The 19,923-nt window shown below is 44.5% G+C and carries 17 protein-coding genes, 1 tRNA gene and 1 pseudogene; 12 read left to right on the top strand and 7 right to left on the bottom strand.

The genetic code is table 11. The features are described 5' to 3' along the window. Positions 1–174: 174 nt before the first annotated feature. The 4 genes from QUA00_RS09675 to QUA00_RS09660 form a co-directional block, all read right to left on the bottom strand. Positions 175–789: a rhodanese-like domain-containing protein gene (locus QUA00_RS09675; RefSeq protein WP_333141957.1), complete on the bottom strand. Its 615-nt coding sequence runs from the start codon at positions 787–789 to the stop codon at positions 175–177. Further along, complete coding sequence (locus tag QUA00_RS09670) at positions 779–1,549, bottom strand: sterol desaturase family protein (RefSeq protein WP_333141958.1); 771 nt, start codon at positions 1,547–1,549, stop codon at positions 779–781. Before QUA00_RS09670 ends, QUA00_RS09675 begins: the two co-directional genes overlap by 11 nt. Positions 1,550–1,572: 23 nt before the next feature. Beyond that, positions 1,573–2,208: a type IV pilin-like G/H family protein gene (locus QUA00_RS09665; RefSeq protein WP_333141959.1), complete on the bottom strand. Its 636-nt coding sequence runs from the start codon at positions 2,206–2,208 to the stop codon at positions 1,573–1,575. Between the two features lie 625 nt (positions 2,209–2,833). Then, positions 2,834–4,585 carry an AAA-like domain-containing protein gene (locus QUA00_RS09660; RefSeq protein WP_333409474.1) on the bottom strand — a complete coding sequence of 584 codons (1,752 nt, stop codon included), beginning with the start codon at positions 4,583–4,585 and terminating at the stop codon, positions 2,834–2,836. A 175-nt stretch (positions 4,586–4,760) separates the two neighbouring features. Between QUA00_RS09660 and QUA00_RS09655 the strand changes: the two genes are divergently transcribed. The 10 genes and pseudogenes from QUA00_RS09655 (at position 4,761) to QUA00_RS09610 (ending at position 13,807) form a co-directional block, all read left to right on the top strand. Further along, on the top strand, positions 4,761–5,306 hold the full coding sequence (locus QUA00_RS09655; protein ID WP_333409473.1) for an NfeD family protein: 546 nt from the start codon (positions 4,761–4,763) through the stop codon (positions 5,304–5,306). A gap of 137 nt (positions 5,307–5,443) precedes the next feature. Next, entirely contained in the window at positions 5,444–6,004 is a 561-nt protein-coding gene (locus QUA00_RS09650) for an SPFH domain-containing protein (RefSeq protein WP_333409472.1), read from the top strand. A 116-nt stretch (positions 6,005–6,120) separates the two neighbouring features. Continuing rightward, positions 6,121–6,630, top strand: coding sequence for a type IV pilin-like G/H family protein (locus tag QUA00_RS09645; RefSeq protein WP_333409471.1), 510 nt, complete (start codon positions 6,121–6,123; stop codon positions 6,628–6,630). A 79-nt stretch (positions 6,631–6,709) separates the two neighbouring features. Then, positions 6,710–7,225, top strand: coding sequence for a type IV pilin-like G/H family protein (locus QUA00_RS09640; RefSeq protein ID WP_333409470.1), 516 nt, complete (start codon positions 6,710–6,712; stop codon positions 7,223–7,225). Between the two features lie 117 nt (positions 7,226–7,342). Then, a pseudogene (locus QUA00_RS09635) lies at positions 7,343–7,863 on the top strand (type IV pilin-like G/H family protein). 106 nt (positions 7,864–7,969) lie between these two features. Continuing rightward, positions 7,970–8,485: a type IV pilin-like G/H family protein gene (locus QUA00_RS09630; RefSeq protein WP_333409469.1), complete on the top strand. Its 516-nt coding sequence runs from the start codon at positions 7,970–7,972 to the stop codon at positions 8,483–8,485. A gap of 93 nt (positions 8,486–8,578) precedes the next feature. Next, entirely contained in the window at positions 8,579–8,782 is a 204-nt protein-coding gene (locus QUA00_RS09625; protein ID WP_333409468.1) for a hypothetical protein, read from the top strand. 53 nt (positions 8,783–8,835) lie between these two features. Next, positions 8,836–9,360 (top strand): type IV pilin-like G/H family protein, encoded by a 525-nt coding sequence (locus QUA00_RS09620; protein ID WP_333409467.1) that lies wholly within the window; start codon positions 8,836–8,838, stop codon positions 9,358–9,360. A gap of 19 nt (positions 9,361–9,379) precedes the next feature. Next, complete coding sequence (locus tag QUA00_RS09615; RefSeq protein ID WP_333409466.1) at positions 9,380–12,484, top strand: AAA-like domain-containing protein; 3,105 nt, start codon at positions 9,380–9,382, stop codon at positions 12,482–12,484. A 264-nt stretch (positions 12,485–12,748) separates the two neighbouring features. Further along, entirely contained in the window at positions 12,749–13,807 is a 1,059-nt protein-coding gene (locus QUA00_RS09610) for a potassium channel protein (RefSeq protein ID WP_333409465.1), read from the top strand. A 519-nt stretch (positions 13,808–14,326) separates the two neighbouring features. Here QUA00_RS09610 and QUA00_RS09605 read toward each other — a convergent pair. The 3 genes from QUA00_RS09605 to tnpA all read right to left on the bottom strand — a co-directional run bounded on the left by QUA00_RS09605 (position 14,327) and on the right by tnpA (position 17,090). Further along, positions 14,327–14,398, bottom strand: a tRNA-Thr gene (locus QUA00_RS09605). Positions 14,399–14,492: 94 nt separating this feature from the next. Continuing rightward, the gene (gene pyk / locus QUA00_RS09600) at positions 14,493–16,280 is read right to left on the bottom strand and encodes a pyruvate kinase (RefSeq protein WP_333409464.1); all 1,788 of its coding nucleotides are present in this window, start codon (positions 16,278–16,280) and stop codon (positions 14,493–14,495) included. A gap of 411 nt (positions 16,281–16,691) precedes the next feature. Then, entirely contained in the window at positions 16,692–17,090 is a 399-nt protein-coding gene (gene tnpA / locus QUA00_RS09595; RefSeq protein ID WP_333306849.1) for an IS200/IS605 family transposase, read from the bottom strand. 52 nt (positions 17,091–17,142) lie between these two features. Between tnpA and QUA00_RS09590 the strand changes: the two genes are divergently transcribed. Further along, the gene (locus tag QUA00_RS09590; RefSeq protein WP_333306851.1) at positions 17,143–18,285 is read left to right on the top strand and encodes a transposase; all 1,143 of its coding nucleotides are present in this window, start codon (positions 17,143–17,145) and stop codon (positions 18,283–18,285) included. A 126-nt stretch (positions 18,286–18,411) separates the two neighbouring features. Continuing rightward, entirely contained in the window at positions 18,412–19,302 is an 891-nt protein-coding gene (gene crtR, locus QUA00_RS09585; RefSeq protein ID WP_333306853.1) for a beta-carotene hydroxylase, read from the top strand. Positions 19,303–19,923 lie beyond the last annotated feature (621 nt).

Below are 19,923 nucleotides of genomic sequence, written 5' to 3'. Positions count from 1 at the left end.
GGAATCAACTTATGTTATGACTTTGATTATTGTGCTGCCTGCCCAAACAGCCAACCGTTGCAGATTGCTGAGGATTCTGGCTAATTACTTTCAAGATAGCGAATCTGTCAGCCGCATACACCCTTCCATTGATAGAGATTTTATAGAAATCAATTTGGTCACAACTGCCCCGATTCATTCCGAAAGCAGGGTGACTGACGGAGACTTTATCAAACTCCCCAAAGTAATTGGAGCTAATATCTGGGCATCTTTTGGAGCCGGCACTGCTTGCCGCCACGCTTTGATACCTCCTGAAAGGACAACAACATTCAGGCTAATATCCTTAATCTTATTAGTCTCATTTCCCGCAGCTTCTTGGGAATACCGAGCGAGTTTTTCCAACTGTTTGTATGCTTTAACCGATCGCCCTCCTCTGGCACAATAAAGTACAATTATCGGCTGAGGTCGATCGGATTTAACCCTAGCTTTGACAATGGATTGAATCTGCTTGACACCGAACCCCATCTCAATATCAATTATGGGAACAAGGGGACTTTCACCGATGCGATCTTCCGCGTATTCTTCGGGCGATCGCACATCGATCAAAATCACTGGTTTTAACTTATTCTGCTGCAATTGGGCAACAGTTACTTGTTTCGTATTTAAACTGGCGATAAAAGTTAGGATATCCATGTGATGAAATAGGGCAACTGCACCCACAGAAGCAACACTCGTCAAGCCCAAACCCATAATTGCCAGCAAAAAGCGAGAATAGCGATTAATACCTGGTTTTGCATTTTTATCTAGCATTTTTAATCATCCTTGAAAATGGATAGAACATTTGTCCGACATATCCAGCAGGTATAGAATCACAGATTCCATATTGATGAGGCATTTTTTTGGCTGGCATATAGATAGTGCCAAATAGCAAATCTAACAGTGGCAACTGAACAGCAAAGTTTTTGTTGTTTATTCCGGGAATTTTACTGTGATGCCAGTGATGAAATTGTGGGGTGGCTACGAACCATTTTAGGATGCCAAATTTTAATTTAATATTAGAATGAATTAAGAAAGCGATCGCCGCCGAATAAAGAGCATAAACCACCAAACTCTCCTTGGTAAATCCCAACCAGTAAAGAGGCATAATTTTGCAAATCTGAGTAAAGAGTTGCTCGCAGGGATGCACCCGCACTGCTGCTAACCAATCCATATGTTCAATGCTGTGATGGACTGCATGGAATTGCCAAAGCCAGGGTACTTCATGCAGTAGTCTATGAGCGATATAATATGCCATATCGGAAACGATAACTGCTTCTGCCAACTGCAACCATACAGGTTGAGAGGCTACTTTGCTTTGCAATTCCGGGTTGAGTAAATTAGTCATCAGCGACAAAATTACAGTCACAACAATAGCGCCTAATCTACCAATAAAGTGACCTGTAAAAAAATATGTGGCATCGGTTTCCCATCCGAAACGAAATATCTTTTGCTTGTGCAAGGAAAAGATTCTTTCGAGGGGAATGAAGATGCAAGCTAAGATGATGAAGCCTTTGACAATTTCAGGTAACATGAGATTATCATTAATGTCGATATTTACTTAAGCACGTCGCTACTACCAGCAGCGCAGACAGGATTACCATTCTGAAGGATAGGAGCAGACGGTTGGGTATTTCCAGGAGAATTTGCTCCACACAGAATGGAGACAGTAGTCTTCCCTTTGTTAGCTGCTTGGGAAACAGGTACTAAAAAGACAGCCCCGACATAGCTACGAAGATTATTGCTGCGGGCTACACCATAACTAAACGCAGCATTTTTGGTAGATATGGTTGAATAGTTATAGTTTGTTGTCTGAGTTTTAATGCCGAGGCCTAGGGCATTAACGGAATTGGAAAATGCGCCATCCTCGACGTATATTGCTTGTTGACCTTTGTTCATTGAGCTAACATATTGTTTACCTTCTGATTGCTTCGCCTTGCCACCACAACCGACAAAAGAAGGGAGGGCGATCGCACCAACTATTATGCTGCCCAGAGGAAAGTAAATAAAAGTGATCCTCAGTAAGATTCCTACCCATGATTTACGTTTTTTGTCAGGGAGAATATTTTTTTCTGAATATTCCGCTTTTTTATCGAGTGCATCGAGTTGAGGGTTTGTCTTAAGCTGCATGGTTGTTCTCGATACTGCTTGTTTGTTGAGTGCATCGAGTTGAGGATTTTTTTTAAGCTGCATGGTAGTTGTCAAAATGTGTTAGCAGAGTAGTTTTCAAGTGATTGACATACTCCCCAGCGTAAACACATGGGGATTCTATAGCAATCCTAAATCATTCTCATAATTATTGTAGGGGCAATCCCCCCGTGGTTGCCCTATAGATAGGGGGTAGGCACGGGGAGTAGGGGTAGCACTACCCCTACAAATTTATCTGAATCATTTAGGATTGCTATAGAGTCAAACAGCGAGTGCAGGCGTAGCTTGTCTAATATCGCCTAATCGAACAGTCGATGCCAAGAAAAACAAGCAAGTTATTTTTAGCGTCGTTTTCATCCAGTCCATTGAGTGCGGTGGGGCTTGCAAACCTCACCTACTGCGCCTTGCTTCTACTCTATTTTTATTAAATCACGTGCCTATTTGAGAAGTTGAGTGAGTTCTCATCGACTTCTCATCGACTTTTCTGGGACTTACGCAACACACACCTGTGACAGAAACCGGGTTTCTGGCCAAGACTTGGCAATCAACCTGAGATTTTTCCTCAGAAACCCGGTTTCTCTGGAGTTATCCCAGGGTTAGAAACCGGGTTTCTGGCCAAGACTTGGCAATCAACCTGAGATTTTTCCTCAGAAACCCGGTTTCTCTGGGCTTATAGCCGATCGCCAAAATACTCCTGATACAACCGACATCTCGGAATGCAATGATTTCCATCCAATTTCACCAACCCCATACTATTTAACTTAAACCCCAATTCTGACCTCAATCTAACTGGCTGGGAAACACTAACAATTTCTCTCATCGCCTCCATTAATTCCGAATATTTCTCTAAATTCCATAAATGGCGCCGCAAATGATCGCTGTAAATTCCCGCTTCAGTTGCAGATTCTTTCACTAACCGATCTAAAGTCACATCTTGACGCGAAATATGATACATTCCTAGCCGCACTAAATAAGGATTTCCGCCCACTAACCCCATCAATTCTGCAACTTCATTCCCACTCCACTTCAAGCCGTGCCGTTTAGCCAAATCTTGCACTTGCTGCGAATTAAACTCAGGTAATTCAATCGGTAAACCCACATTAAAAGGAGATTTATTCACATCCAGCGGGATATAAACTTCTGTGGAATGCACCACAATCAAACGAAACTTTTTCCAAATATCTCGCCGTTTTGCTTCTTCGTGCAAAGCTCGCAATAAGCCAAAAAAATCATCAGCAATTTCCGGTGATTCAAACAGGCGATCGCTCTCATCCAAGCCTAACGTCAGAGGTTTTGAGGATTCAGACAGCAAATACTGTTCAAAATAAGCCTTGCAGCACTGATTGCTGCCAATCAAATCGGCTAATTCCCAACACTTGGGCAACTGCTCCAGCATTCCTAACTCTTGACCGATGCTAGCACAAAACCACTGCAAAAATGTATCTGAATTAGCGAATATTTTCCGATTTGCTAGCTGAAAACTGAGCGCTACCGTGCGAGAACCTTGCGCTTCTGCGTGATGCAAAATCCTCGCCATCAAGGAAGTTTTGCCCATTTGTCTGGGTGCTTTTATGCGGATCAGGGCTCCCGGTTGGGCGATCGTCTCGTAACAGCGGGATTCGATCGGAGGGCGATCGATATAAAAACAAGAAGTGAGTTCAACTTGTCCTCCCGGCAATTCTGGCGGCGCGGCTGGCAGGGGTTGACTTATTGACTGTTTGGTGCTAGTAATTACTTGCCATTCTACAGCCAATTCATGATCGGCAGTTAACGATGTGCGACCTTCTTTGATAATGGTTAAAATTTGTGATATTAACTTAAATGAGTCGCCAACACCGCGCCACAGCCAGGGCTGAATTCCTGCTAAATAGCTCAGTAAATCAAAAGAAAGCGGTGTATTTAATTCAACTAAAATCGGTAAAATTGCGGGTTTATGAGCAGTTAGATTGTGCAATTCCTTGGCTAGCTGCACTTGTTCCAATATCATTTCGCTCGCGGCCGATTCTTCGGAAATCAGCAACAGCAAATAATCGCAACGCTTTAAATATGAGGCTGAGTCGCTGCTGTTGTTAATAAAAAAGACCTCGTGGCCTCCCGCACTCAAAGCTTGGTGTAACTGCTGGGAAAGGGTTTTGTGTGAGGTCGATCGGGCGATCGCCACTTTTGCCCTCACCAGCACTACCTCCTCTGGCTCTGAATTCGCCTCAAAATCGGCTATATCGCGCCATTCCTGCCCCAATCCGCGACAAATTTCGATGAAATTGGCATAATCCACAGGTTTGCCATTCAGAAAATGGCTGACAGTAGATTGGGCCATCCCTAAATCCTCAGCCAGGATTTTCTGACTGGGGAAGCCATTTCTCAGGAGACAGGATTTAACTGCGCGAATGCACTCTTCGCGCACCCTTAGCGATCGTGGCATTGCTTATCACAATCAAAACACTGAAACCATCATAAATGCCAACCGCCCCTAAAGTCGATGAAAAGTCGATGAAAAGTCGATGAATTTTCAAATAACTCAGTCGCCAACTCAAATAGCCACCTGATTAGATTAGAAATAACAAGGTTGAATCCCATCAAAACGAGGTAAAAGCATTGTGTATTCTATCCTAATTTGGTCGCTGGCCTCAGCCACTAATCAACCAGGTTTCGCCTTCACCCCGCCCCTATTCTGGTTGCTGCTCGGAGTTGTGCTTAGTGCGATGGAGCTATTAATCATCAAAACTCAGCCCCAAAAATACAGATTTTACCTGCTAATGATGGGAGCTTCGGCTGTAATTGAATCATTTATTTTGTGGAGAGGATCTGTAGTATTTGAGTTTAGTTGGGCGAACATAATGTATGAAGATTTTGACTGGCAAATCTTCTACTGGATGGGGATAGCCCTCGCGCTGAGCATCTGGATTAGACCCATTTTTATTGTTCGCAAAAAGTTTGTCATTCCCGAAGCCACGGAAGCGACAACAATCTCCGAAATTTTCCCCGGAGAAACCGGAATGGTGATTTATGAAGGGGCTTCGTGGAAAGCTCGCAATGAAGACTCCCAAGGGGCGATCGCACCCAGACAAAAAGTTTATGTTTTGCGCCGCGAAGGAAACACGCTGATTGTTGTACCTGACAGATTAATTCACATCAACAGCTAAATCTCAGTTAGCTCTTTTATGACTCGGCGATTGAAATCGCTTCTACACAAACAAAGTCCGCCTTCGCGGACTAAGAAATCACCGTCAACTGTCAACTGTCAACTGTCAACTGTCAACTATTTACCAGGAGATTCACTATGTATCAGTATTTTTTGACTGTATTGTTTGCCATCACCGGAGTATCCTTAGCCAGCAGTGTAAAAATCGTCCGTCAAGGAGATGAGGCGTTAGTGGAAATTTTCGGAAAGTACGATCGCAAGAAACTCGAACCGGGTATAACATTTTTGATTCCCTTTGTCGAGCAAGTCGCCTATAAACAAACTCTGCGCGAGCAGATTTTAAGGCTGTCACCGCAAGAATGCACGACGCGCGATCGGGTTGCCGTCACCGTTGATTTTATTGTGTACTGGCGAATCATTGACTTAGAAAAAGCTTCTTACAAAGTGCAGAATCTCAAGGAAGCGATGTTAAATATGCTGATTCTTTCAATTCGGACTCACCTTGCTAAATTATCTGTCGAGGAACTCTACACGGCTCGACATGAGATTAATAATGCTTTAGTGGAAGAGTTGGATACAACGACAGATCCTTGGGGTGTGAAGTTTACGAGAGTGGAATTGCGCGATTTTGCGATCGGCAGTAAAGTGATTCAGCCCACATCCATTGACCGGAAAGAAGTACAAAAGCTGCGAGCTTAGAGATTAGTATTTCCCCCTTTTCCTCGTTACCAGGCAGAGCCTGGTAACGCAGATCCAGAGGCTCTGCCTCGCCGACTTTAATTCGCATTGTATATACCATTTAAGGAGACAACACCATGACTAACAATCCAGAATCAATAGTTCGCAATGCAGCTTCTCGCGGTTGCGGATGCTTATTACTTATAGCCGGTATTGGAGTAATGAATGGGATAGCTCTGCCATTTTATCTCACTAATACCAATAGAAGCAAGCAGTCAGAAGCAAAACAGTATGTGAACTCAATGAACAAAGCTCAGCAAGCAGATTTTGCCGAAAAAAGTGTTTTTTCGCGTTCTGTTAATGCTTTGGAACTTGGGATAAAAACGGAGACAACAAATTACAAGTATTCAGTTCGCGCCACAAAGCAAACTGCCTTTAATTATGGAGTATCCAAGCAACCACAACTTAAGAGTTATGTCGGCGGTGTCTTTGTAACACGAGTCAAGTCAAATAATGCCAAGGATGAAATAACAACAGAAAGCATCCTGTGTAGCGCTGACAAACCCGGTACAATGCCCCCGCTACCTCCAACCCTTCACAAGGGTAAATTAGTTTGTGAAACAGGGACAACACAGGTAACAAAATAGGGTTTCATTGAGGCCGTAGCATGGTGGGCTTAGCCAACCAATTGATTTAATGGAATTGTCAAATTAAGGAGATAAAGCCATGACTAGGAAGCAAAAATTAATTAGAAATTTAATTAATGGCGGTTGCAAAATCTTATTGATTTGTATGTTCATCGCACTAATTGACCTTCCATCAACTCTATCATATCTATCTCAGAGGAATCAAGCTAAGGAATCAGAAGCAAAAATGTATGTTGGCTCCATGAACCGCGCACAGCAAGCCCTATTTATAGAGAAAAGTGCTTTTGCCACTTCTGTTAATGCTTTGGGGATTGGGATTAAAACGGAGACAACAAATTACAAGTATTCAGTTCGCGCTACAAAGCAAACTGCTTTTAATTATGGAGTATCCCAGCAAAAAGACCTTAAAAGCTATGTCGGTGGTGTCATTGTAATTCCTGCTATAAAAGTTGACTCAAATTCTTCTAAAAATAAAATAACGACCACATTTATATTGTGCCGAGCTGATTCTCCCGGTACAATTCAACCACCAGCACCCACCTATGAAAATGGTCAAATGCTTTGCGGTAAAAGCACAACACAAGTAACCAAATAATCTCACTATAGGCAAGATTATTCCTGGTTCCCACCCTCTGCCTGGTAACGCAGCTCCAAAGCCTCTGCCTCACTGAATTTGATTTGCATTGTACATACCATTTAAGGAGACAAAACCATGACTAAATATCAAGAATCAAGTATTAGCAATGCAGCTTATGGCGGTTGCGGATGCTTATTGCTTTTAATGACCATTGGAGCAATTGGTGTGATCGCTCTGCCATCATTTCTGAAGCAGGCTGGGAAGGCAAAGCAATCGGAAGGCAAACAGTATGTTAGTTCAATGAACAAAGGTCAGCAAGCTTATTTTGCAGAAAACAATGCTTTGGCCACTTCTATTGATGCTTTAGGGTTGGGTATTAAAACAGAAACAACCAACTACAAATATTCAATTCTCGAGACTAAAAAAGCAGCATTTAGTTATGGAGTATCCAAGCAGCCAGAAAAAAAAGCTATGTCGGCGGTGTCTTTATAGTTTCTGTTAAAGAAGTTGCTCCCAATGCTACAAAATATGAAATAACGACAACAGAATCCATAATTTGCGAAGCTGATTCTCCTGGTACAATTAAACCAGCGGAACCAACTTATCAAAATGGTGAAAGCCTGTGCGGTACAGGCACAAGACAAGTGACCAAATAATCTAAGTTTAGGCGAGATAATGACAACCGATGACAATATCTAATCTACATTTAATTAAGTTTTCCCTGATTCAAAGTCTTACTACAAAGATAGAGGAGACAATACCATGAGCCAAGCAAATTCTAAATTAGCTAGCTTTCCATCTAAGGGTTTTGGATGCGTAATGGTTTTGATATTTCTTGCGATAATTCTTGCGGCTTATGTAGATACGATGTATAGGCTTAAGAAGGCAAAGGAACAGGTAACGGCAGCCAAAATGTATGTTAATGCAATGAACAAAGTCCAGCAATCTCACTTTCTCGAAAAAGCTGCTTTTACTACTTCTGTTAAAGCTTTAGAAATTAGCAGTAAAACAGAAACAGCATACCACTATTCACTTTACATCACCAAAAAAACAGCATTTAATTATGCACTATCGCCGAAAAAAGAACTTAAAAGCTATGTGGGGGGTGTCTTTGTACTTCCTGCTAAAGAAGTTGATGCCAAGGCTGCTAAAGATAAAATGACAACAGCATCCATATTGTGCGAAGCTGATTCGGCTGGTACAATAAAACCAGCGGAACCCACCTATAAAAATGGTAAAATTGCTTGTGGGCAAGGCACAACAGAAGTGACCAGATAATCTAAGTATAGGCCAGAGAAAGTCCTTACTACAAACAGAGAGGATACCATACCATGACTCAACAATATTCTAAGCCAGTTAGCATTGCATATAATGGTTAACGCTTTTAAAAGCTCTACTGCTGGAGACTTCCGGGTTCCACCTCAAAATGTTGATAACAAGGCTCCTGCTAACCAAAAGACCAGTATAACTATCATCTGTGAAGCTGAAAAACGAGGGATTATTAAACCGCAGTTACCCAAGCTGGAAAAAGGCTACCCTATCTGCGGTAAGGGAACAAAGAAAGTCACTAAATAGGGACTTTAACCGGGAAACTTAGGTAAAACTACAAATAATGAGGCTAGAATACCATGAGTCAAGAAAATTCTAAGTCAGATAGAAATTCACCTATTTATGCTGGCTGTGGATGTTTAGTGCTTTTGATATTGCTTTGGCCACTAACATTTTATGCTTTCGAGCTTCCATCATTCTTGAAGAGCGCCAATAAAGCAAAGCAAGCGGAAGCAAAACAGTATGTTAGCTCAATCAACCAAGCTCAGCAAGCGAACTTTTTAGACAGACGTAGTTTTTCCAATTCAGTTGAAGCACTGGGGATTGGTCTTAAAACTGAAACAACAAACTACAAATATTCAATTCGCGCCACCAACCAAGCAGTATTTAATTATGGAATCTCCAAGCAAGAACTTAAAAGTTATATCGGCGGTGTCTTTGTAGTTCCTGGTAAAAAAGTCGATGCCAAAGTTGCTAAGAATGAAATGACAACAGCATCCATCTTGTGCCAATCAGATTCTCCCGGTACAATTGAACCAGCGGAACCAACTTATCAAAATGGCAAGCTTATTTGCGGTCAAGGCACAACTGAAGTGACAAAATAATCTAACTATAAGCAAGATAATGACAGTCGATTACCAATATCAAATCGGCGGCAGTCTCCCGCAAAATGCACCTACTTATGTAGTGCGACAAGCTGACTCAGAACTTTATCAAGCCCTGAAAGCTGGAGAGTTTTGTTACGTGCTCAATTCCCGACAAATGGGCAAATCCAGTTTGCTGGTGCGAACTGTACAAAAACTCTCGGCTGATGGCATTGCCTGTGCTACGATCGACCTTTCGGACATTGGCAACCAGCAAGTCTCTCTAGATAAGTGGTACGGCGGCGTCGCTTACAAGCTATTGTGCAGTTTCAACCTGTTTAACCCAGTCGAGTTTATGGCTTGGTGGCGGGAGAGAGAGTTGATGTCGCCGGTGCAGCGCTTAGGAGAGTTAATTGAAGAATTGCTGCTGGTCAAAATTTCTCAAAACCTGGTCATTTTTATTGATGAAATTGATAGCGTTCTGAGTTTCCAAGAACCGCTAGACGATTTTTTTGCATTAATTAGATGTTGCTACAATAAACGGGCTCACAATTCAGAATACCAGCGCATTACATTTGCTTTGCTGGGAGTAGCTACGCCATCGGATTTAATTAGCGATGCAACTCGCACGCCCTTTAATATCGGTTTACCTATTGAATTGCACGGTTTTAACTTACAAGAAGCTCTGCCTTTAGCAAAGGGATTTGAGGGAAAAGTAGACAATCCTCAAGAGGTTTTAAAAGAGATTTTGGACTGGACTGGAGGACAGCCATTTCTGACTCAAAAGCTTTGCAAGCTGATTTTGCACCATGTAAAAAGCTTAGCGTCGGCTTCTATTATATCAGATTCAACCGATGAAAGCAAAACTGAAAATTCTACTACAAATCAATTATTAATTAGCGAGATAGTGCAATCTCATATTATTGATAATTGGGAATCATCCGATGAACCGGTACACATCAAAACAATTCGCGATCGCCTTCTCAGAAGTCCGCACCGCGCCAGTAGGTTATTAGGACTATATCAAAAAATATTGTCACCCTGCGATCCCCCCCAACCCCCCTTAATAAGGGGGGCTGTTTCATTCTCTTGTAGGGGCAATCCCCCCGTGGTTGCCCCGATATCTGAAACCCCGACCCGCTCGTCTATGGGCTGGGCGGGCACGGGGGCACCGCCCCTACAAAACCCTGGTTTTTCTGAGAATGAAACAGCTCTGCCCTTAATAAGGGGGGAGAAAATGCCAGAATTACCCTTGTTAAGGGGGGCAGGGGGGATCTGCGCCGATGATACTCCCGAACAAACCGAACAGCAACTGAGTGGAAATCAGCAACCTTCAGAACCCCCCGATTGTAGGGGCGGTGCCCCCGTGCCCGCCCTGGTAGGGGGAATCTGGGCCGATGATACTCCCGAACAAACAGAATTGCGACTGAGCGGATTAGTAGTAAAACGAGCCGGGAAATTAACCGTATCCAACCGCATTTACGCAGCTATATTCAACCATAACTGGGTAGAAAAAGCGCTCGGCGACTTGCGCCCCTATGCTGAATCCCTAACAGCATGGATAGCTACAAATTGTCAAGACGAATCTCGCTTGTTGCGCGGTCAAGCACTGGAAGATGCCCGACAGTGGGCGGCAAATAAAAGTTTGAACACCCAAGATTATCAATTTTTAGGTGCGAGTCAAGAAGCGGAATTTGCCAAATTGCGCGATCGCGAAAAACAAACTCAAGCTGAAATGGAACAACTGCGCCGCGAAAAAAAGTTACTAGAGGAACTAAGCGAAGCACAAAAGCAGAAAAAAGCGATTGCAGTTAAACTTTGGCGCGAGCAACAACTGAGAGTGCAAACAGTTACAGGAGCCGCAGTCATATTAATATCAATCCTGATAGTAACTTTTTGGGTAAAACCGTCCATCGAAGAAAGAAACCACAAAATTCTCACTCTCAGTTTGCTATCAGAAACGCTATTTGCTGCGGATAAAAAAGACGAAGCTTTGCTAGAAAGCATCAGAGCTGTTACAGAAATGAAACGATCGCTCGGAGTCAGCTCAGATATTCAGATGCGAGTGGCGATCGCCCTCGAACAGGCAGTTTACAACTTTCGGGAACGCCGCCACTTACAGAGTCAAGCCAGTACCCTTGCTTTCGTGAGTTTCAGTCCCGACAGTCAAACACTTGTGACTGCTACCGATGACAATTATATCAAACTTTGGCAAACTAATGGAACTTTGCAAGCAACATTGACCGGGCATACTGATAAAATTAGAAGGGCAATTTTCAGCCCTAGCGGTCAGATACTTGTCTCAGCAAGCGACGATCAAACTGTCAAAATTTGGCAAAGAGATGGCCAGTTAATTCATGATATAAAAGGACACAGCGGTCAAATAACAAGCGTCTCTTTTAGTCCAGATGGTAAAATCATCGCTTCAGCAAGTGCCGATGGAACAGTTAAACTATGGAAAATAAACGGTGAAGAATTGTTAAGTTTAAAAGTGGAGCGAGGTTGGATAACCAGCACGAGTTTTAGCCCAGACGGCCAGATAATTGCTGCGGCTGCTACTGATGGCACTGTTAAACTTTGGAGTTTGAGAAAGATTGTGGAAAAGTTGCAAAAACAGCAGTCAATTGAAGCAAGCACCGATATCAAATTGCTCCGAACTTTACAGATTGAAAGTGATAAAATAATGAGTGTAGCTTTCAGTCCAGACGGAGCAATGCTGGCGACGGCCAGTGCTGGGGGAGGTGCGAGAATTTGGAGCAAAGACGGCACACCGCTAAGTATTTTCAAGCATACAAGTGGAGTGACAAATATCAGCTTTAGTCCCGACAGTCAAATGTTGCTATCTGCAAGCACAGACAAAATGGTGAGGCTGTGGAACATTGACGGTACATTGCTCAAAACTTTAAAAGGTAATAAGGATGCTGTTTGGAGTGCGAGTTTTAGTCCAGACGGCAAAGCGATCGCTACTGCTAGTGCTGACGGTACGGTGATGCTGTGGAATTTTAATCTAGACGATTTGTTGCTGCAGGGTTGCGATGGAGCCCGCAATTATTTTCAGACAAATCCGATCGCCAATCCAAACAATCGCCACCTCTGCGACGGGATTGGAACTCAGTCGGAACTCACGCAAAAAAAACCAGGTTAAGAGTCAAAATGTTGAGTTTGGCAGCAAAGTATCTAGGCAGAAACTGGCTTTTTGACCAAGATTTTCTTGATGGTACAAGCCCCCAGATTTATCCGTGGAATCAATCCAAAATCGAAAATCGAAAATCCTCAAGCCCCCGCATTTATCCGTGGGGCCAATCTAAAATCTAAAATCTAAAATCTAAAATCGATTGATCGCCCCTGCGTCTAGGGCTGATATCGTTAAAATTGGTAGCAGGTAATAGGTAATAGGTCAGCCCGATCGGTGTATTCAACTTTAGAACAAAAGTACCAGCGCCTGCAAAAAGACTTAAGAAACGGAGTCCTCGCCCTTGGCGGCATTTTTTGCACGGGTACTCTCTGGTATTGGCAAGTGGAAAGATGGTCTTTGCTAGATGCCGCTTACATGACAGTAATTACCTTAGCAACTGTCGGCTACGGTGAACTTCAGCCCCTCGGTCAACGCGGGCGAATGTTTACCATATGGCTGATTTTGATGGGCGTGATTGTGATTGGTTTCATAGTCAACCGCTTTACAGAAGCGCTGATTGAAGGATATTTTCAAGAAGGAGCAAGAATTAGGCAGCAGCGACGATTGGTAGATTCTTTGATCGGGCATTACATTCTCTGCGGTTTTGGGCGCACTGGCCGCCAAATTGCCTTGGAATTTCAGGCCGAATATATCTCTTTTGTGGTGATAGATTCGGCGGTGCAGTCGGTTGAGGCAGCTTTGGCACTGGGGTACACGGCTGTCCAAGGAGACGCGACTTTGGACGAAATTTTGCTGAGTGTGGGGATCGATCGCGCAATTTGCATAGTAGCAGCTTTGCCTTCGGATGCCGAGAATTTATACACTGTCATGTCAGCGAAAACTCTGAATCCGAAGGTACGGGCGATCGCCCGCGCCACCACAGAAGAAGCGGTAAAGAAGTTGCAGCGCGGCGGCGCCGATGCCGTCGTATCCCCCTACATTACCGGGGGAAAACGCATGGCTGCGGCGGCTTTGCGGCCTCAAGTTATGGATTTTTTAGACGGTGTTTTGACGGGCACCGAGAGTTCTTTTTACATGGAAGAATTTTTGGTCGATCCCAATACTTGTGTCTACGTCGGGCAAACTTTGAGAAATGCCAAGTTGCGATCGCAATCGGGGGCCTTGGTTTTAGCGGTGCGGCGCGCTGGCGGGACTTTGATTGTCGGGCCTACTGGAGAAACTGCGATCGAAGGAGGAGATATGCTGATTTGTTTGGGTACTGCGGAACAACTGCGAACTCTCAATCAAATCCTCAGTCCCCTGAGTTTTCGCCTCCCCCGGCCCCCAAAGTAATACGATGCCCGGTTTCTAGTCAGGAATGTAAGTCCTCTGTTGACTGTTGACTGTTGACTGTTAATTGTTGACTGTTGACTGTTGACTGTTGACTGTTGACTGTTGACTGTTGACTGTAGAAGGATGGGTCGAAAAACTGAATGGTTGAGTGTTAAATGTTGACTCGATTTTATTATTCCAATGCAACCGGAAACGATAGGATATCAAATCCGTTGGCATCGGAATTATTCATCTCTCTCTTCCCTTTCTCTGTATCCTCTGTGTCCTCTGCGGTTTCACCATTCCGATACAACCGGAATTGATATGACAACGGACTGTTTGGACATTTGAAGAATACCGATGCAACCGGAAACGAGATGATTTTAAAAATTCATAATCTGCACCACACAAGGATTTAGGGCAAATAAAAATGCTCTCGGCTACTTGGCCCAGAGCATTTTTGAGCAGTTAAACTGCGTTTTGATCACAGTTTGAGCTCAGTCATAGACTAAAGCATAGACAAAAATCGCTGAAACCTAAAGCCGATGGTGGGATTTGAACCCACGACCGTTCGATTACGAATCGAATACTCTACCCCTGAGCTACATCGGCACAGACAATTTTGAATTATAGCACAACCTAAGCGAAAAAAGCAACGAGTTGTAGAATTTAATTCAAAATTCCACAACTCCTAGCTCACCAACAGCTAAACGGTCACTTCCGTGTCAGTTGAGCCGCCTCTGGCCCCGGAATAAACTAAACCCCGCTGCATATCCAGCGTCAGCATAGTTCCGTCCCGAATTACGCGCGTGGCATTCTTTACGCCCACCATCACCGGCACGCCCAAGCGCAAACCGATAATCGCGGCGTGAGAAGTCAAACTGTCCTCCTCCGTTACCACACCTGCGGCTTTCCGAATCATCTCCACAAAAGCGACGCTGGTGTGTTCCACTACCAAAATTTCTCCAGGGTGGAAATTGCCTACATCCGCAGCAGTGCGAGCAACCCTGGCCAGGCCACTCACCGATCCCAAACCGACACCGGTGCCTTTGCCTAAAACTGCTGTCACTACTTCAACTTTGATCAAATCCGTCGATCCGGCAACCCCTTGCAGAGTACCGGCGGTCATCACCACTAAATCTCCGTCGCACACTAACTCTTTTTCCTGGGCGACTGTCATGGCAGAGTGAAATGTCTGGCCGGTGGAGGGCAAATCCAGCACCAGCAAGGGTTTTACTCCCCATACTAATTGCAGTTGTCGGGCTACGTCTACGTGAGGAGTAACTGCCAAAATCGGAGTTTTGGGTCGGAACTTCGAGACATTTCGGGCTGTGGCGCCGGTTTTGGTCAGCGTCATGATGGCCGCGGCGTTCAACTGTTCGGAGATTTGGCTGACTGCTTGGCTGATACCGTTGGGGATCGATCGACCAATATCTTCTACATTCCTAATATTCCGCTTAATTCCTTCCCTCTCCATCCGCACCGCAATTCTCGCCATCGTCGCCACCGCTTCGACGGGGAACTTGCCGACAGCAGTTTCATTCGAGAGCATGACTGCATCAGTTCCATCGAGAATCGCGTTGGCCACGTCGGAAATCTCGGCGCGGGTGGGACGGGGATTGTTGACCATGCTGTCGAGCATCTGGGTAGCGGTAATTACCGGAATACCCAGGCGGTTGGAGGTAGCAATCAGGCGCTTTTGCAAAATCGGCACGTCTTCGGCGGGTAGTTCCACTCCCAAATCGCCACGGGCGACCATCACGCCGTTGCAAAGGGTGAGAATTTCCTCCATTTGTTCGATCGCCTCGTGCTTTTCGATCTTAGCAATCACCGGTACTTGCTTGCCCGCACTGGCAATCAGCTCTTTAATTTCGAGCACATCTTGGGGATTTCGCACAAAGCTCAGGGCCACCCAATCGACACCTTGGTCGAGGCCGAACATTAAATCTTTGCGGTCTTTATCAGTCAGCGCTTTAATTGACAGGTAAACTCCCGGAAAATTCACGCCTTTGTTGTTGGAAAGCGGCCCGCCGACTACGACGCGGCAGTACAATTCCCGCGCCGCGCGGTCTACTTTTTCGACCAGCATTTCCACTTTCCCGTCGTCAAGCAGAATCACTGATCCCTCTGGAACTTCGTCTGCTAGGGGGTCGTAGGTGACGGAAGAAATGAGCTCGGTGCCGGGAACTTGGCGGCTGGTGAGAATGAAAGGATCGCCGTTTTTGACAACTATAGAGCCTGTCTCAAAGCGCCCTAAACGAATTTTCGGGCCTTGGAGGTCTTGGAGGATGGCTACCGGCTGGTTGAGTTCAAAGGATGTTTGCCGGATTAAGCGAATGCTGCGCTGGTGGTCTTCTTCTGTTCCGTGGGAAAAGTTGAGTCGCAAAGTTGTGGCACCGGCTTCTATGAGCTGGCGCAGCACTTGTGGGTCCGAAGTTGCTGGGCCAATGGTGGCGACGATTTTAGTCCGGCGTAGGGCTTTTGGCAATTGCATCAGCGGTGTTCTGGGGAGGCAGGTGGATTTCTTGTTTAAATTTCGGCTAACGTTTCATCTTTGCACTACAAGCAATGACGCTAGTCTCAAGTCTTAAAAATTTTGATAGTCGTCAAAAAAGCAGGTATTGAACAATATATAGAATATCTGACTTTTTACCGATCGGTAATTTTTTCTTGGGGAGCGCTCTTTTTTGCAAATTTTTCCGCTCTCAGGCTTGACATAAATACAGACATACCCATTGATTTTATTTGGTCTGCTGAGCTGTGGCTAATCTAGGACTGGTATCCTTGTACAACAGCAATACTTTGCTGTTTGTGCAGAGGCTAGTTTTTGGCGATCGAACTCTGTTCTTTCATGCCTTTAGCCCTGAGTCCCTGACCAAAAAATTGGGACACAAGCCCCGTCCTTTTAGGACGGCTTTTCCTGATTTCTAATATACTCCTTCAAAACTTCTAAGGGCGCACCCCCTACAGAAATGGCAAAATAGCTAGGACTCCACAAAGCTTCTTTATGGGGTTTTTCGTGTCCAGCTTGTCCATAACGACGACTGGACACACCCTTCAATGCGTTAACTATTTGAGAAATAGACAATTTAGGCGGATACTCGATCAGCACATGAACGTGATCGCCTTCGCCATTGAACTCTAGCACTTGAAAGTTCATTTTTTGGGCTACGTCTCGAAACGATTTTTCAATCAAATCAATACTTTCGGCCGTGAATACAGACCGACGGTATTTTGTCACGCAGACCAAGTGTAGTTTAAGTTCTGTAACAGAATGGCGTTCAAGGCGGTAAATAGTTGTCATTGCTTGCAAACCAATTTATAATAAAACCTACTGACCAATATTCAGTATAACCATGAAGGCGAGATTCAAGTACAGATTTTATCCGACAAATCAACAGCAGCAGAGCTTGGCTCAGTTGTTTGGTTGCGTTCGGGTAATCTGGAACGATAGTCTAGCTCTCTGTAAACAGTGTGAAAAAAAGCCAAGTTCGGCCGAACTGCAAAAAATCGTAATAACCCAAGCGAAAAAAACTGAAGAAAGAGCTTGGTTGAGCGAAGTTTCTAATATTCCTCTACAGCAGTCTGTAGCGGACTTGGAAGCAGCTTTTAAGAACTTCTTTAACTCCTGCAAAGGAAAGCGGAAAGGTCGTAAGGTTGGTTATCCTAAATTCAAGAAAAGAACAAATAGCCAGTCGGCACGATTTAGGATTGGAGGTTTTTCTCTAAAAAATGGCGGTGTTTATTTAGCCAAGATTGGTATTGTCAAACCAATATGGTCAAGACCCCTACCGTCTGAACCTAGCTCCGTCACAGTAATCAAAGATTGTGCAAATCGTTATTTCCTAAGTTTTGTTGTAGAAGTTCAACCAATTCAATCTGAGGCCCAAAACCCAAGTATCGGAATTGATTTAGGGATTAAAACTTTGGCGGTGATGAGCAATGGTGAAAATGCCCAAAGCCCTAACTATAAGAATTTAGACCGAAAAATCCGCAAACTCCAGCGCAAAGAGGCTCGCCAACCAAAAGACTCTAAAAGGAGAAATGTAACCCGAATTAAGATTGCTAAATTGCACAACCGCATGGCCGATACCCGCAAAAATTTCCTACATAATTTATCAACTAAAGTAGTTAACGAAAACCAAGTGATTATTTTGGAAGATTTAAACGTGTCAGGGATGGTAAAAAATCGGAAACTCTCAAGGGCAATTAGTCAGCAAGGGTGGAGGGAGTTTAGGACTTTCTGTGAATCTAAGTCTGAGAAGTTTGGTAGAGAGTTCCAAATAATTAGCAGGTGGGAGCCTACTAGCCAAGTTTGTGCGGACTGTGGTTTTAAATGGGGTAAAATCGATTTGTCTGTTCGTTCAGTGCTTTGTCTAAGTTGTGGTACTGAGCAAGATAGAGATAAAAATGCTTCGAGAATCATAGAAAAAGTCGGGATGGGGAATCGCCACGACTCAAAACGGGCGCAGAGGGATTGTCAGACTACCAACGGTTAGCAGAACCCTATGAAGCGTCAAGAATCACCGCGCCTTCAGCCCGGTGAGTATTTCAAAAAACTTTACTATTGTCTGGCTTGTATCTTATACTACGCAAGTGTGAAATATTAAGGAGTCTTAACAAAGATGTCGGAGGCAGGACGGCCGCTGACAGTGCCGAAAGAGTTTCTGAGTCCTCCCGGTGACTTTAATCCGACACTGCTGCTGTTTTTGAGTGCAGTAGCGATTCTCGTGATTTCTAACTTGGGTTTCTGGTGCTGGGGATGGCCGCAGTGGTGCTGTTTTTCGCTGAACGTGTTGGCTTTGCACATGGCTGGAACTGTGATTCACGATGCGTCTCACAATGCTGCCCATCGCGATCGCACGATCAATGCTATTTTGGGACACGGTAGCGCGCTGATGTTGGGTTTTGCTTTCCCGGTGTTTACGCGGGTACATATGCAGCATCACGCCCACGTTAATGACCCAGATAACGATCCAGACCATTATGTTTCGACCGGCGGGCCTTTGTGGTTGATTGCTGCGAGGTTTTTTTACCACGAGATTTTCTTTTTTAAGCGCAAACTGTGGCGGAAATACGAATTATTGGAATGGTTTTTCAGCCGTTTGTTTGTGATTGCGATCGTGTATATCTCGATTCAATACGGCCATTTAGATTACGTCCTGAATTTTTGGTTTTCTCCGGCTTTGGTGGTGGGGTTGGCGTTGGGGTTATTTTTTGATTATTTGCCGCACCGTCCGTTTCACGATCGCGATCGTTGGAAAAATGCCAGAGTATATCCTAGTCCTATTCTAAATATCTTGATTTTGGGGCAGAATTATCATCTGATTCATCACTTGTGGCCTTCTATTCCTTGGTACAATTACAAGCCTGCTTATGAGGCTGTCAAGCCGCTGTTGGATGAGAAAGGTTCTCCTCAAACTTTGGGAATATTGGAAGGGAAAAAGGACTTTTGGAGTTTTATATATGACATTTTTTTAGGGATTAGGCTGCATCACAAGAAAGCGTCTGATTGACAAAAAACCCGGTTTCTTTGAGAGGCCGGGTTTTTTTTGTATGGGAGAAGGAAGAAGGCAAATGCAATTGGGGGTAATGGTTTGAGTAGGGAAACGGTACTGCCTTTGGTAGTGTCAACTTAAGCTTTTAGTCCGCCACTCCTCTCACCCGGCACTCCGCCAGTCCGCCAGGGAATGAATTCCCTGTCTCATAGCTAAAGTCCTCTCGAAGAGGACTGAAGAACTCATTAGTGCTCTGAAGCGAGGACTTTCACTTTGAGGCAGGGGTTTCAACCCCTGACGGACTATCGGTTTTACCTTAAGTTGACACTACCAAAGGCGCTGCCGCCACTCCTCCCACCCGGCACTCCGCCAGGGAATGAATTCCCTGTCTCATAGCTAAAGTCCTCTCGAAGAGGACTGAAGAACTCATTAGTCCTCTTTGAGAGGACTTTCACTTTGAGGCGGGGGTTTCAACCCCTGACGGACTATCGGTTTTACCTTAAGTTGACACTACCAAAGGTACTGCCGTCTCCTGACTGTGGGTAAGATTAATTCCCATGCCGTTAGAGAGTCGATGGTAGGGTGTCCCCCACCATCTCTCCTACAAAACCGTGCTTGCGACTTTCACCGCACACGGCT

Source organism: Microcoleus sp. T2B6 (assembly GCF_036700475.1).
Lineage (GTDB): Bacteria > Cyanobacteriota > Cyanobacteriia > Cyanobacteriales > Microcoleaceae > Microcoleus.
The sequence above is the reverse complement of the archived record's forward strand: the minus strand, read 5'-3'. Positions and strand labels throughout refer to the sequence as shown.

Bases quoted from the DNA above. Each gene is read 5' to 3' on its own strand.
- QUA00_RS09660 (WP_333409474.1), bottom strand. From the start codon at position 4,585: ATGCCACGATCGCTAAGGGTGCGCGAAGAGTGCATTCGCGCAGTTAAA.
- QUA00_RS09590 (WP_333306851.1), top strand. From the start codon at position 17,143: ATGAAGGCGAGATTCAAGTACAGATTTTATCCGACAAATCAACAGCAG.
- QUA00_RS09650 (WP_333409472.1), top strand. From the start codon at position 5,444: ATGTATCAGTATTTTTTGACTGTATTGTTTGCCATCACCGGAGTATCC.
- QUA00_RS09630 (WP_333409469.1), top strand. From the start codon at position 7,970: ATGAGCCAAGCAAATTCTAAATTAGCTAGCTTTCCATCTAAGGGTTTT.
- pyk (WP_333409464.1), bottom strand. From the start codon at position 16,280: ATGCAATTGCCAAAAGCCCTACGCCGGACTAAAATCGTCGCCACCATT.
- QUA00_RS09615 (WP_333409466.1), top strand. From the start codon at position 9,380: ATGACAGTCGATTACCAATATCAAATCGGCGGCAGTCTCCCGCAAAAT.
- QUA00_RS09625 (WP_333409468.1), top strand. From the start codon at position 8,579: ATGGTTAACGCTTTTAAAAGCTCTACTGCTGGAGACTTCCGGGTTCCA.
- crtR (WP_333306853.1), top strand. From the start codon at position 18,412: ATGTCGGAGGCAGGACGGCCGCTGACAGTGCCGAAAGAGTTTCTGAGT.
- QUA00_RS09675 (WP_333141957.1), bottom strand. From the start codon at position 789: ATGCTAGATAAAAATGCAAAACCAGGTATTAATCGCTATTCTCGCTTT.
- QUA00_RS09640 (WP_333409470.1), top strand. From the start codon at position 6,710: ATGACTAGGAAGCAAAAATTAATTAGAAATTTAATTAATGGCGGTTGC.
- QUA00_RS09645 (WP_333409471.1), top strand. From the start codon at position 6,121: ATGACTAACAATCCAGAATCAATAGTTCGCAATGCAGCTTCTCGCGGT.
- QUA00_RS09665 (WP_333141959.1), bottom strand. From the start codon at position 2,208: ATGCAGCTTAAAAAAAATCCTCAACTCGATGCACTCAACAAACAAGCA.
- QUA00_RS09670 (WP_333141958.1), bottom strand. From the start codon at position 1,549: ATGTTACCTGAAATTGTCAAAGGCTTCATCATCTTAGCTTGCATCTTC.
- tnpA (WP_333306849.1), bottom strand. From the start codon at position 17,090: ATGACAACTATTTACCGCCTTGAACGCCATTCTGTTACAGAACTTAAA.
- QUA00_RS09620 (WP_333409467.1), top strand. From the start codon at position 8,836: ATGAGTCAAGAAAATTCTAAGTCAGATAGAAATTCACCTATTTATGCT.